Source organism: Marinomonas sp. THO17 (assembly GCF_040436405.1).
GTDB lineage: Bacteria > Pseudomonadota > Gammaproteobacteria > Pseudomonadales > Marinomonadaceae > Marinomonas.
This window is the reverse complement of record NZ_AP031575.1, coordinates 1,255,490-1,268,033: the sequence shown is the minus strand read 5'-3', so window position 1 is coordinate 1,268,033 and position 12,544 is coordinate 1,255,490. Positions and strand designations below refer to the sequence as shown.

15 protein-coding genes are annotated in these 12,544 nt (G+C 41.4%); 11 read left to right on the top strand and 4 right to left on the bottom strand.

Going from position 1 to position 12,544, the window contains the following annotated elements:
- Nucleotides 1–92 precede the first annotated feature (92 nt).
- Nucleotides 93–1,928 carry an ABC transporter ATP-binding protein gene (locus tag ABXS85_RS06020; RefSeq protein WP_353669136.1) on the bottom strand — a complete coding sequence of 612 codons (1,836 nt, stop codon included), beginning with the start codon at nt 1,926–1,928 and terminating at the stop codon, nt 93–95.
- A 193-nt stretch (nt 1,929–2,121) separates the two neighbouring features.
- Between ABXS85_RS06020 and ABXS85_RS06015 the strand changes: the two genes are divergently transcribed.
- The 5 genes from ABXS85_RS06015 (at nt 2,122) to ABXS85_RS05995 (ending at nt 6,270) form a co-directional block, all read left to right on the top strand.
- Entirely contained in the window at nt 2,122–2,514 is a 393-nt protein-coding gene (locus tag ABXS85_RS06015) for a hypothetical protein (protein WP_353669135.1), read from the top strand.
- Nucleotides 2,515–3,608: 1,094 nt separating this feature from the next.
- Nucleotides 3,609–3,932, top strand: a complete 324-nt coding sequence (locus tag ABXS85_RS06010) for a hypothetical protein (protein WP_353669134.1) — start codon at nt 3,609–3,611, stop codon at nt 3,930–3,932.
- A gap of 722 nt (nt 3,933–4,654) precedes the next feature.
- A complete protein-coding gene (locus ABXS85_RS06005) occupies nt 4,655–5,254 on the top strand; it encodes a class I SAM-dependent methyltransferase (RefSeq protein ID WP_353669133.1) in 600 nt (199 codons plus the stop codon).
- Entirely contained in the window at nt 5,244–5,876 is a 633-nt protein-coding gene (locus ABXS85_RS06000; RefSeq protein WP_353669132.1) for a transcriptional regulator, read from the top strand. The genes ABXS85_RS06005 and ABXS85_RS06000 overlap by 11 nt, the downstream gene beginning before the upstream one ends.
- 4 nt (nt 5,877–5,880) lie before the next feature.
- Entirely contained in the window at nt 5,881–6,270 is a 390-nt protein-coding gene (locus tag ABXS85_RS05995; protein WP_353669131.1) for a VOC family protein, read from the top strand.
- 285 nt (nt 6,271–6,555) lie between these two features.
- Here the strand turns inward: ABXS85_RS05995 and ABXS85_RS05990 are convergent, their stop codons facing one another.
- The 3 genes from ABXS85_RS05990 to ABXS85_RS05980 form a co-directional block, all read right to left on the bottom strand.
- Entirely contained in the window at nt 6,556–7,029 is a 474-nt protein-coding gene (locus ABXS85_RS05990; RefSeq protein WP_353669130.1) for a hypothetical protein, read from the bottom strand.
- 258 nt (nt 7,030–7,287) lie between these two features.
- Nucleotides 7,288–7,845 (bottom strand): rhomboid family intramembrane serine protease, encoded by a 558-nt coding sequence (locus tag ABXS85_RS05985; RefSeq protein WP_353669129.1) that lies wholly within the window; start codon nt 7,843–7,845, stop codon nt 7,288–7,290.
- Nucleotides 7,838–8,164: a DUF6471 domain-containing protein gene (locus ABXS85_RS05980; RefSeq protein WP_353669128.1), complete on the bottom strand. Its 327-nt coding sequence runs from the start codon at nt 8,162–8,164 to the stop codon at nt 7,838–7,840. Before ABXS85_RS05980 ends, ABXS85_RS05985 begins: the two co-directional genes overlap by 8 nt.
- A 153-nt stretch (nt 8,165–8,317) precedes the next feature.
- Between ABXS85_RS05980 and ABXS85_RS05975 the strand changes: the two genes are divergently transcribed.
- The 6 genes from ABXS85_RS05975 (at nt 8,318) to ABXS85_RS05950 (ending at nt 12,397) form a co-directional block, all read left to right on the top strand.
- Nucleotides 8,318–8,722, top strand: a complete 405-nt coding sequence (locus ABXS85_RS05975) for a DUF2170 family protein (protein ID WP_353669127.1) — start codon at nt 8,318–8,320, stop codon at nt 8,720–8,722.
- A complete protein-coding gene (locus ABXS85_RS05970) occupies nt 8,719–9,408 on the top strand; it encodes a PspA/IM30 family protein (protein ID WP_353669126.1) in 690 nt (229 codons plus the stop codon). The genes ABXS85_RS05975 and ABXS85_RS05970 overlap by 4 nt, the downstream gene beginning before the upstream one ends.
- 115 nt (nt 9,409–9,523) lie before the next feature.
- Nucleotides 9,524–10,174, top strand: coding sequence for a YjfK family protein (locus tag ABXS85_RS05965; RefSeq protein WP_353669125.1), 651 nt, complete (start codon nt 9,524–9,526; stop codon nt 10,172–10,174).
- 26 nt (nt 10,175–10,200) lie between these two features.
- Nucleotides 10,201–10,614 (top strand): DUF350 domain-containing protein, encoded by a 414-nt coding sequence (locus ABXS85_RS05960; protein WP_353669124.1) that lies wholly within the window; start codon nt 10,201–10,203, stop codon nt 10,612–10,614.
- A 10-nt stretch (nt 10,615–10,624) separates the two neighbouring features.
- A complete protein-coding gene (locus ABXS85_RS05955; RefSeq protein WP_353669123.1) occupies nt 10,625–11,230 on the top strand; it encodes a DUF1190 domain-containing protein in 606 nt (201 codons plus the stop codon).
- Complete coding sequence (locus ABXS85_RS05950) at nt 11,231–12,397, top strand: glutathionylspermidine synthase family protein (RefSeq protein WP_353669122.1); 1,167 nt, start codon at nt 11,231–11,233, stop codon at nt 12,395–12,397.
- Nucleotides 12,398–12,544 lie beyond the last annotated feature (147 nt).

Genomic DNA, 12,544 nt, shown 5'->3' with positions numbered 1-12,544 from the left:
TCAGAGTAAAATTAGATATAATCATACTCTTACCCCTTAATCCCCAGAATCCTAGCTCCTTAAATTGGTCTCTTGATGTTTTTGTATTTCGTTTAGCGATAGCCCTGTGCTTGTAAGGAAAATAAGTGAGCATATTGACCCTGTTGAGCAAGTAGGGCTTCATGGGTGCCGCGTTCTTTGATTTGGCCTTGGCTCATGACGATGATTTCGTGGGCGAGGCGAACCGTAGAGAAACGATGGGATATTAAAATCGCCATCTTGTCTTTGGTGTGTTGTTGGAAGTGTTGGAATATATTGGCCTCTGCTTGGGCATCCATGGCTGCTGTGGGTTCATCGAGAACCAGTATGTCAGCTTCTTCGCGCATGAAGGCGCGAGCTAGGGCGACTTTTTGCCATTGGCCACCTGACAGTTCTTGTCCATCTTTAAACCAGCGGCCTAATTGCGTGTTATAGCCGCTTTTTAGTTGGTCGATAAAGTCGGTGACTTTGCCAAGTTCGGCGGCTTTTTGCCAGCCTATTTGATCGTTGAAATGGTCATTGTCGCCAGCCCCTATGTTTTCACCGACAATGAATTGATAGCGTACGAAGTCTTGGAATATCACACCAACCCGTTTTAATAGGCTAGTTTCGTCCCATTCAAGCAAATCTAAGCCATCGAGCAAAATTCGCCCTTCAGTCGGGTTATAAAGACGAGTAAGTAGCTTAATTAAGGTGGTTTTCCCTGAACCATTTTCACCGACAATGGCGAGGCTATGTCCGGGTCTAATATGCAGGTTGATTGCGGATAGGGCGGGTTTTGTACTACCTGGGTATTGAAAGCTGACATTTTCGAAGCGAATGCCATCGTTGGGCTTTGGGCCGACCAATAAGCCTTGTCGCGATGATGGGGTTTCTTGTTCCAAATATTCATATAAGTTAGACAGGTAAAGATTGTCTTCGTACATGCCGCTAATCGAGGTTAACGAAGCGGATACTGAGCCTTGCCCTTGTTTGAACAGCAACAGGTACATGGTCATCTGCCCCAATGTAATGGCACCGATAATGGTATCACTGACAATCCAGCCATAAGCTCCATAAAATACTAAGGTGCTGATGATGCCGAGGGCGAATCCCCAGCTTTCACGGCGTAGAATTAAACGCTTACTTTCTTTGAATAGCTTGAGAAAAATTTTTGTGTAACGTTGTAAGAAACGCTCGCCTAATTGGTAGAGACGTACTTCTTTGATGTTGTCTTCCCTAGATAACAGGGTTTCCAGATAATTTTGCTGACGAACCTCTGGGGAGCGCCAGCGAAACATGATGAAGGCATCCCCTGAAAATTTGGCTTCAGCCACAAAAGCAGGTAATGCGCCGAGCACTAATAACCCTAAGGCCCAAGGGGAGAATTGCCATAATAAAACGGCAAAGCTTGTAAGAGAGATGGCGTTTTGGATCAGAGCGAAAGTTTTTTTGACCAGCGCGAGTGGACGACTAGAGGCTTCGCGACGGGCGCGCACCAGCTTGTCGTAAAATTCGGAATCCTCAAAGTGTGAAAGTGTTAATGTCTGGGCTTTCTCCAGAATTAGCATGTTGACCTTGTGGCCAAGTAAACCTTGCAGTATAGCCTGTTGAGCCGTGATCGAACGTTGCGCAGCGGCAATGATTAAAACCAAAATGCCCTCAACGACAACATAGCTAAGAGCGGTTTGATAATGCAGAATTTGATCTTGCTGGTACATTGCCATGGCGGCGACCACCGCATCGACAATTAATTGCCCCACATAGGCCATAGCGGCAGGGACAGCACCCGCAATCAAGGTTGCTATTGCCAAACCAATGGTTAGCGCTGGAGAGGTTTGCCATACTAATTCAATAGCACGACGACTATAGCGAAACACACCTAACATGTTCTTATCGATGGCATTTTTAGGTGTGGCAGCGGGCTTCATTGTTTGTCCTATCGTTAATGAGTGCCTATATTATAAGGTATTTTTTGTGACTTTTAGGCATTAACATCATTGTCCTTTAGCGCCCCAAATTCAATAATTAGCGTCAGAGTAAAATTGAAAAACAGCCCGAACCAACGCACACATAACGAATAAAAACTAACTAACGTGTTATCACTCAAAAGGAGTTTCTCAAATGCTACTTATCGAAAACAACATCAAATGGATCATGCTGGTTGCAGGAGTAATGACGTGCACTATGGTCATTGCGTTGGTTTCCCCGCAAACGGCGCTTATGCAAACCTTCGGTCAAACGCTGGATCATCCTTTGGCTGAGTTGGTGGTGCGCAGTTGGGGCGCGCTTATCACGTTGGTGGGTGCCATGCTGATCTTCGGTGCCTTTCGGCCAGTACACCGAGACTTGGTTATCCTTGTTGCCACAGTGAGCAAGTTAATCTTCGTTGGGCTGGTGGTTTCGCTTGGCAATCACTATCTAGACACCGCCATGTTGACGATTGCCTTCGACAGTGTTGTTGCTTTGATTTTCTTAGTCTACTTAGTTGGCAAAGGGAAACGAAAAGAAAGCTAAATGTTATATGAGGTTGTATAGGGAAAAGGTTCGAGGCTGTTTAACAATGACTCATGCTCATTTAAAAGCTGTTTTATCATAACTCGGTAAAAATTCTCATGGAAGCCTAATGCCAGTAGTTATCCTGTCACTGTACCATCTTCATTACTCTAACCGAGTAATGAAACTTGTTTCATCATGTTAAATTTATAGACACGAAGGAAGGATAAATCCTTTCTTTTGTTGTTCTAGAAGCGGATTTTTAATTAAAGGGGGCAGACCCTTTAATTCCCTTGAGGTGCCAATTATTGGCTCGCTTCATCTAAAAAATAATCACAATGTTGCGTTTTTTTACTGGTAGAAAAATACAAAACCTTTTAATATCAATGAATAAGGATATTTGTCTTGTGCTATTTTTTAGGTATGACTTTTTAGATATGATGCGTTGCGTTTACCTAAAAGAAAGATCAAATAACACGTATACTCGTTTTTTCAATTTCGGATTTTGTTAATAGACTTATAAAAGCATTATTTTTCAGTTGTTTATAAAGGTGTTGGCGATTTTTTTGAATTGTCTAAACGAGCAAGCGCACTATTAAAATAATGAAATGGATACCTCTTTCTATACTGAGTAAGTCAGTTTAAAAGGAAGTCGTTATGAATACCATTCATACAACTGGTATTGATTTAGCAAAATCTGTTTTTCAGTTGTGTGCTTTTAATAAAACTGTAAAAAAATATAGTTAATAAAGTGTTATGTAGAAATCAAGAGCTCAAAAAAATTAAATTGAAAGAGTTGATACACCAAGTTTTGCTAAGGAAAAAAAGGGTGATGACAAGATAGTGTTAAGACTGTGACTTGGAAATTCTGGGACTAACATCGTTTCGTAGAAAACGCCAAAATGATTAGAGCCAAGTCAGCGCTATTTTGAGTTAGTAAAGCGTCAGGGATAGAGACTATTAATATCTCGTACAAAATCCGAATAAATGGCTGCAAAACTACTCTTGTTAATACTTAATTTTGCTTGCAAAAATCGGGGTGTCCATAGATGTTAAGCGTCCAGATAGACTGCCCGACTATCTAGGCGAAATAATTTGGGCAATAAGGAGAAAACATGGCATTTACATCAATAATTTTCAAAAACCCAAATACCGGAGCCATGAAAGAAGCACCTGTTGGCTTCTCATGGACGGTATTCTTTTTTGGTTTCTTTCCACCACTTTTCAGGGGGGACTGGAAGTGGGCGGTCATTATGTTCATTCTTGCAATGTTTACGTTTGGCCTATCCAATCTCGTTTTTATGTTTATATATAACAAATTATATATAAAAGATTTAATTGGCTCTGGATATAAAGCCCAATCAATAGCCAGTGGCGATATGCAGTTTGCAAGCACAAAAATTGGCATGCAAATACCTATGCTCGAGGTAGCCGCTTAACAAGCGCAGCCAGCAGGACGCAGCTAACATAGCGTCCTGCTGTGGGCGTCTGGATACATGATTGATTTAAATATTCTTGTACAGGCAACCTTGGTCTCTTTAGTCGCTTCACTTCTTCAAGGTGCAGTCGGCTAGGGATTCGGATTGGTTGCTGTTCCACTATTGCTGATTATCAACATCCTTCTTTATAGGCAGCATTCTCTCACTGTTTTCTCTATAGCTAGCAAGCTATCTAACGCAAAATACTTTATTTTTAGCTGCCTACTTACTACCGGGTATTTTCGTTGACACTATTTTAGGTAGGCGCGCAGCACCATAACTCGACAAGGGCTTTTCTCGTATTTCTATTTACTTATTACATTCTTAAGCTAGGCTTACCTAATTAGTGTCACCATATGAATGCGTATATCAAGTCCATTAAACACAAGCACTTTGCGCGCTTATCACGGTGATTGTGGGAAGTAGACAAGTGGACAGGGCCATGCTGATCTTCGGTGCCTTTCGGCCAGTACACCGGTAATCCCACCGAGATTTGGTTATCCTTGTTGCCACAGTGAGCAAGTTAATCTTCGTTGGGCTGGTGGTTTCGCTTGGCAATCACTATCTAGACACCGCCATATTGACGATTGCCTTCGACAGTGTTGTTGCTTTGATTTTTTTAGTCTACTTAATTGGCAAAGGAAAACGACAGGAAAGCTGAAGGGTATTTGGGTTCTTTTCCTATGAATCTTAAAGTGTGGATCAAAAGTCATATTGCTGATCGAGTTTTATCGCCATTACGAAGGGAGTTGATCGAGCTGATTGATGAAGGGTCGTCTTTACTTGAGGTCGGTTGCGGGACGGGGGATTTGCTTTTTCAATTAGCGGATAAAATTGGCAGCGGATATGGCGTTGATACCGACAGTGGAATGATTGAATACGCTGAATTAAAGCGCAAGCAAAACGCTGTTAAGCACCTTAGTTTTGAATGTATCGACGCCTTAGAAATAGCGCCTCGTCAATTTGATTTTGCAGTCAGTGTGTTGTGCTTGCATGAGCTACCAAAGCAGAAAGCGTGCGACCTACTTAAATGTATGATGGAGCGTTCAAAAGTCGTGTTAGTGGCCGATTATACGGAAGCAAAAAGCCTGTTAGGGAAAGTGAGTATGGAATTGGATGAGCTCATTTCGGGGCATTATCGACACTACAAGAACTATCGACAATCTGGAGAGATCTCTTCTTATGTGGAAGAAGTGGGTGGGATAGTCCAACAAGAAATGGCCAGTGCAATTGAGGGTATTTCGATATGGCGTATTCTTGCTAGAGAACACCATGAAGCTTAGCCAAACTTCTTATACTCAGTTGCTTCATTATGCTCGCAAAGTGGCTCGACGGTTTGATGAGGCGGAGGATCTTCTGCAGGTGATTCTTCTGGCGGCAGTGGAGGCAGGACGTACGGATTTGTCCTCTAGTGAAAACCGTCGATGGGTATTTGGTGCTTTAAAAAAGCGTGCCGCCTTTGAGGCACGATCTGCAGTGCGTCGGCAAAAGCGCGAAGCTTCTTCTCTTCTTTTATTGGAACCCCAAGTTGACCATCAGGTGCCGTTGGCTGATTTTGTTGCTACATTGCCGCCAAGTCTTAGAACAACGGCCATGCTGGCATTGGCTGGGCACACCAAAGCTGAGGTGGCTTGGTTATTGCGCGTATCCGATGGGACACTGCGACAACGTATTATACAAATCAAGCGGCGCTGGCAGCAATTTGATGGACGACATGCCTTTGGGGTGTCGAACTTAAAAGGAGAGTTGGCCTTCGGGCAAATTCGCCAAGCCTTGCTGCACATGTCACGTCATCACGAGGCCATATTGGCCAGTCACGATCCCGATGGACATCTTTTTATGGTGAGCTCACAAAATCGCCTTTTACGGCAACATAAGGGTGTACCAATCATTAAAGAAGGATGAAAACATGTTTACTAAGAGTAAAATTGGCGCCATTTGTTATTACATCAGTGATGTGGATAGAACGGAGGTTTTTTACCGAGACGTTCTTGGTCTCCATGTGCAACGAATGAGCGAAGACGGGGAAGATGACGATTGGCTGTTAGCCAAAACAGCAAATGAAATAGAGCTACTCTTTTTTAAACAAGATTCGCGACCTGGGAATTCTCCTATTATTGTGTTTGATCTTCCTGAAGGCGGGATTGACGACACAATCAATGCTCTGTCTGAAAAGGGCGTGACGATTGTGACACCCGTTAGCCATGCACCGGGTGGATGGTCTGCAGAAATTGCCGACCCTGACAATCATCAAATATCCATGTATCAATCTGATACGCTGCCACGTAAGATAGGATAGATGGTTTGGCTGAGAATCAAAGTCATTACCTAAGAAAAAAAGCTTAAGAAGACTAAGCTAAAAAAACCGAGCCAGTGAAATGTCCAACTTTATGGGGATCACTTCACAGGCGCTCGGTTTTTTTATCAGGTTAGTTGAGAGGCTGTTTTAAATATCACACGAAAAATAATTGGCTATTAAAGAAGCTTACTTTACAACAAGGCTAATAAAGACTTGCTTATAAACGCAAACTGATAAATTACCTAACAATTTATGTATTATCCAACAACACCTACCTTTCTTAAGTTATTCCACTAATTCAACCCAACCAGAATCTGGATCGTTGCCAAAACAATCTAACCCAGCAAAAGCTCGATATACATGCTGACAATAATGTCCTCTGTAGATAGCTGGAGCTCCTTGTGGCAGTTCTACCTCAACTTCCCATTTATAGGTTTCATTGGCTTCTAGTTCTTGACCATCAGCTACTGTAAGGTCTAAATCTATTGTATCATTTGAGGCCCAAACTGTTTCTAACTTACGATATGCTTGATCATTGTCATTATCGTATTCAACATCAACATCAGGTACTTCAACTTCCTCGCAAGCCACTACTTTCAAATAAGCTCTGTTTATTTTCACTGGGGCATCATCTGTTTGTACTGTGATCATCACTCTAAAAGGTTCGGTAAATGATAAGGCCTCACTCTCAATATATACTTTTGCAGCACCACCAGTGACGGCATTTTTAATTGATTTAAGCTTACTGAACAATCCCATGGTCTCTCCTTGAAGGTATAAAATATAAAAAATTAGTAACGGGAAAAAGCTGAGTTTTAGTATCAAAAAATATTTTTATAACATATTTGAAAATGTCTAAAACCCATCTAACTCGTTAATTTAGTTTATTTTTCTAAGAATTTAAATACAACCCAAGAAAATAAAAAGATATTATTTTGCCTTTATAACCATGATGGAGGTTTATATATTTTTTTTGATATATCTTATGTCGTAAAAAGCTAAAAAAATATATAACTGTTACTGAACTGGCTTTCTGCGCGCGAATAAAACAGATAGTAAAACACCAGAGACAAAGCCCCAAAAATGCGCTGCCCATGATATGTAAGGTAAAAAATTTACTAAAGAAAATAAGGTCCCACCGTAAGCAAAAAATGCCACAATAGCGATCAGCCAACTGCGTAGACTAGGATTAAATATTGCATCCGCAAATAAAAAACCAAGTAGCGCAAAAACCATCCCAGAAGCACCGATAACTATGCTTGCGCTACCAAAACACCAAACGCCTATACCAGAGCCGATGGCTCCTAATATCATAATATAACGTAATTTTACTGCTCCAACGGAAGCGCCTAGCAAACTGCCAAGAATAAGCAATGGAATGGTATTAGAGATAATGTGGTAAAGCCCTGCATGAAGAAATGGCGACCATAAAATGCCCAGTAGAGCATCTAGTGTTCGCGGACGAATACCGAATTGATTTAAATTTCCCCCCAGCAAAACATTGTTAACAAGGTATACAACCCAGATAGCAATCACAAACCAAAGTATCTCTTTAGGAATAATTCGTTTAAGCATCTTTTACCTGCTTTAATATTTCCGCTAATGCCGTATCATCAATTCCCAGTACGTCAATAATGACGATGAAAAGATCCGCAGAAAACATCCCCTTATGGGTTTTACTGCGTAAATTTTCAGCGGTCATAGTAATACCTTTTTTACTCAACTCAACGGATAAATCCTCATATTTCATCCCCTTTAATGCTAGGGATGATCGGATATACCGAGTGATAGCGAGCTTATAAGGAGATAATACTTGACGATTTTTTATGTTTTGGTCTTGACTCATTTGCTTGGCCATACGATAAGGGTTGTTGACGCTACTACTAAATGTCAAAGCGTTACTCATGTTACATATAGTATATCTTATACTACATATGCATTTAGTATATGACAACAAATATAAAACATAGTTGACATAGTTTATCTTAATGCTATATTTGTGACCTATGTTACACGCTCATATGTTGATTTAAAAAAGGAAAGCCTTATGTCTTGGAACAAAGAAACATTATTAGCGCTTATTGAATCTCAGCCAAATTGGGTTGCAGAGTCAGAAGGTGAATGCCTAAATATCTCTAATGATGAAGGCATTGATGTCTTTGTCTATGTGGGTAATCAGCAAATATTGGTTGAAGCAGCACTGTTTTCAACAACCAGTGTGAAAGATAAAAATATCCTCAATGATTTGATCTTGCGCAGCCATCAGTTAGTACCTTTAACCTCTATATGCATTAATAAAATAGCGGATGACGATTATTACGTTGCCTTTGGCGCGTTATCTACAGACAGCAAAGAAAGCGTTGTCATAGAAGAAATTGAGACACTTTTCAATAATGTGACTGAGTTTCTTGATTTGTATAGTGATCACTTAAATCTGGAGATGGTGGTATGAGTCTAAAAAAATTATGGACAGCGGTACGCGGAGCAACCAATGAAGGCATCGAGGCAATAGCAGATACTCAAGCGATCCGTATATTGGATCAAGAAATGCGAGAAGCCAAAAAAGAGTTGCAAGAATGCGATCAAAGCTTAACCCGTATCATGGCCAAACGTAAGCTGGCAGAGGGTAAGGTAAGCTCACTAAAAGAGGATATAGAAACCTATACCAATCATGCCATCGCGGCCAGTGAAACAGATGAGGCTTTGGCCATTGAGTGTGCTGATAGGGTTAGTGAGTTAGAAGCCACTTTAGAGATTGAGCAAGGCATTCTTGATAGCTTTCTTTCCTCTGAGAAGTCATTAAAAAGCAACATTGCGAAGGCAAAAACCAATGTTCGTATGATGGAACAGCAAATAGAGCAAATTAAAGCTACTGAATCAGTGCAACAGGCACAAGTAGCGGTTTCAACTAGGCATGTAGGAGCTAATAGCAAGGTTAAAACCGCGTTAAGCAGCCTTGATCGTATTAAAGAAAAACAACGTCAGCGTAGTGCAGAACTTGAAGCAGCTGAAGAATTAGCCGCCGAAGAAACTGGTAACTCACTCGATGCCAAGCTAAAAGCGGCTGGCATTAAATCTGGAGCGAAAAAAAGCGGTAACGATAAGCTTGCTCAACTATTGGCCGCCAAAAAAGGCTAAATGGTGTTTATATGGTAAAAAATGGCTACTGCAATAATGCAGTGGCCATTTTTATTGTTATAGTATCGAACACAAGCGGTGAAACTTTTTTTCTCTTAAGGACATAAATGAGACTATGTTTACTTCTTTTTTTAACAAGAAAACACCCGAATCATCATCCAGTAATGCACCTTCCATTATGGGCTTACGTCTTGGTTGTAGCTTTGAAATAGACCCTCTATTAATGCGTATGACACAAGAGCATTTGGTCATTGATAACGCAGCTACTAGCTATATCATACAAGCCGCTGGAATAGCGGAAATGGATGGCACTTGGATGTTCCGCTTTTACACCGATGACGATGCTTTTCTACAGGTCATCAGTAACGGCGGAAAAAACACTGAAGATGTTGTGGACGTGAAACTCTTTCATTTTTATGACACTCAAGATGTGGCTTCGCAAGACATATGGGATAAGCTGCTATACAAACAAATTGGTACACCAACTTACCAGCTTGAAGGGCATACTTATCAACGGGTTTGGACTTCGGTTAGCGACTATCATAATCCCGTCTACGTGCAAGAACGCACCTATGATAAAGACAGCAAGCAAGCATCTGAAACCGATCAGTTCATGATGTTATTTGAACGAGAAATACCCGGCGGTAATACAGAATCGCTTTTCCTTTCGGCAGAAGAAAGTGAGCAAGAGGGTGGTTTAAATCGTTGTTTTGTAATCAGTACTGGTATTACACTAAGCCCTTCACAGTTAACTATTCACGGCTAACAATTTAAACAATACAAGGAATTTTTATGGACTTTCAAGCCCTTCTGATCAGCATTGCTAATTTTGGCAGCTACTTTGGACTCTCTTTACTGTTCGTTATTATCTTTATCTTTGTGTACTCCTTTCTGACCCCCCACGACGAATGGAAACTCATTAAAAACGATCAAAATACCGCTGCATCCATTGGTCTGGGTGGTGCGATTATTGGTTTTTCTATCGCCTTAGGCGGTGCCGCGACAAACTCAGTCTCCTTCATAGATTTTGCTACTTGGGGCCTAGTTGCTCTTATTGCACAATCACTTGCTTTTGCAATGGTACGCTTCATTTTTATGCCCAAAATCGTTGCTCGTATTGTTGCCAATGAAGTCAGTGCCGGAATCATTCTTGCTGCCATCAGTCTTGCCGTGGGCGTGCTGAATTCAGCCTGTATGTCTTATTGAGGAGTCTATTGTGAAAAGAAGCCACTATATTAACCTTGATAAAATGCGCAAAGGCAAGCCTGAGCATCCGTTGTTTCGTCCACTAGCATTAGCCGTTGCTTCTATGACACTGGCCGCTTGTGGAGAGACAGAGGAAGAAGTCACAATCGTGTCCTCGGTTGATGACTGTATTGCCAATACCTCACTTTCTGCACAGCAATGTGAAGTCGCCTACAAAAAAGCCGTTGCTGAAGCGGTTCGTACTGGCCCTAGATACACCTCCATGTGGCAGTGTGAAGAAGACTTTGGCTATAACCAATGCGTGGCCCCTCAATCCTCTAATTTCTTTATGCCTATGTTAACCGGTTTTATGATAGGTAACCTCCTGAATAATAGAGAATATAGCTATAACCCTATTTACCAATATCGAAATGCAAGGTCATCTTCTCGCAATAGTCTGATGACAGCAGACGGTACTATTATTGGTCTACCGGGGAAAACTACCTATCGTGTCCCACCCTCCGAATTAAAGCCAAAGCCCAAAGTGACTCGTACCGTTTCCCGAGGGGGATTTGGAGCAGTTGCCTCTGCGAAATCTAGCTGGGGCGGCGGTAAATCAAAAGGATGGGGTGGATAGATGTTACGCATTCCCATTGCTGAAAGACCTTTTTGGCAAAAGAAGGCTGAGGAATTTGGTTTTGAGTTTCATACCATGTATGGCGAAAAATATTGGGATGAAAGTGCCTATTACCAGTTTTCTCTAGAACAAATAGAACAAGGCATCGAGGCTCCTACTGAAGAAATACATCAAATGTGTTTGGCAGTGGTAGACAAGGTCATTAAGGATGATGAGTTGATGCGCCGTTTTTGTTTGCCAGAAGCGCAATGGGATTTTATCCGTCAATCTTGGCTAAATGGCGATCCTAGTTTGTATTCTCGTTTGGATTTTGCCTATTCTGGCAAAGGCGATGCCAAACTTTATGAAAATAATGCCGACACACCAACCAGCCTCTATGAAACTGGCTTTTGGCAATGGTTATGGCTACAAGATAACGTGGATGCAGGAGTATTATTACCCCACTGTGATCAGTTTAATTGCTTGCAAGAGAAGCTCGTCAATCGCTTTAAAGAGATCAAATATCTAACACCAGATCGTATTTTGCATTTTGCTTGCTGCAAAGACACTCCTGAAGACAGGGGAACTGTTCAGTACTTAGAAGACTGTGCTGAAGAAGCGGGAATCGAGACTGGCTTTGTCTTTATAGACGACATTGGCCGTGACGCAGATGGCTACTTTACTGACATGAAGGATCAAGTTATTCATTCTATGTTCAAGCTGTATCCATGGGAATTCATGTTTCAAGAAGAGTTCTCAAGCAACCTTGGTAAAAACAACATACGCTGGATAGAGCCTCCTTGGAAAAGCATTTTATCCAATAAGGCACTCTTGCCCATGTTGTGGAAAATGTTTCCCAATCACCCAAATCTGCTGCCTTCATTTTTTGAAGATGAGCTACATCTGGCTACAGACCTAAAGGCTTTAGTGAAAAAGCCTATCTTCTCCCGTGAAGGAGCCAACATTTCTTTTTTCGATGAAAATACAGAAGTAGAGGCCTCATCAGGCCCCTATGGTGAAGAAGGTTTCATTTATCAAGCAACCCATATGTTGCCAAAATTTGGAAATGTTTACACTTTAATCGGTAGCTGGCTAGTGGATAACCAAGCCGCTGGTATTTCGATTCGTGAGGACAGTAACCCCATTACGCAAGACATGAGCCGCTATTTGCCCCATGTGATTATTTAACCAGTGAGTCGTCCTGAGAAAATTCGTAATTTATTCAATTTTCATTGGCTTTTTAATACTTAAATTTAACAACAAATACGTTTTTAGACCTAAAGAACTGCAGCATGAGAAATCGATGTGATGGCCAAGTAGGCATCCAAGGTATCA

Bases quoted from the DNA above. Each gene is read 5' to 3' on its own strand.
- ABXS85_RS05995 (WP_353669131.1), top strand. From the start codon at position 5,881: ATGTTTACTAAGAGTAAAATTGGCGCCATTTGTTATTACATCAGTGAT.
- ABXS85_RS06005 (WP_353669133.1), top strand. From the start codon at position 4,655: ATGAATCTTAAAGTGTGGATCAAAAGTCATATTGCTGATCGAGTTTTA.
- ABXS85_RS05960 (WP_353669124.1), top strand. From the start codon at position 10,201: ATGGACTTTCAAGCCCTTCTGATCAGCATTGCTAATTTTGGCAGCTAC.
- ABXS85_RS05965 (WP_353669125.1), top strand. From the start codon at position 9,524: ATGTTTACTTCTTTTTTTAACAAGAAAACACCCGAATCATCATCCAGT.
- ABXS85_RS06000 (WP_353669132.1), top strand. From the start codon at position 5,244: ATGAAGCTTAGCCAAACTTCTTATACTCAGTTGCTTCATTATGCTCGC.
- ABXS85_RS06010 (WP_353669134.1), top strand. From the start codon at position 3,609: ATGGCATTTACATCAATAATTTTCAAAAACCCAAATACCGGAGCCATG.
- ABXS85_RS05975 (WP_353669127.1), top strand. From the start codon at position 8,318: ATGTCTTGGAACAAAGAAACATTATTAGCGCTTATTGAATCTCAGCCA.
- ABXS85_RS06020 (WP_353669136.1), bottom strand. From the start codon at position 1,928: ATGAAGCCCGCTGCCACACCTAAAAATGCCATCGATAAGAACATGTTA.
- ABXS85_RS05990 (WP_353669130.1), bottom strand. From the start codon at position 7,029: ATGGGATTGTTCAGTAAGCTTAAATCAATTAAAAATGCCGTCACTGGT.
- ABXS85_RS06015 (WP_353669135.1), top strand. From the start codon at position 2,122: ATGCTACTTATCGAAAACAACATCAAATGGATCATGCTGGTTGCAGGA.
- ABXS85_RS05950 (WP_353669122.1), top strand. From the start codon at position 11,231: ATGTTACGCATTCCCATTGCTGAAAGACCTTTTTGGCAAAAGAAGGCT.
- ABXS85_RS05970 (WP_353669126.1), top strand. From the start codon at position 8,719: ATGAGTCTAAAAAAATTATGGACAGCGGTACGCGGAGCAACCAATGAA.
- ABXS85_RS05985 (WP_353669129.1), bottom strand. From the start codon at position 7,845: ATGCTTAAACGAATTATTCCTAAAGAGATACTTTGGTTTGTGATTGCT.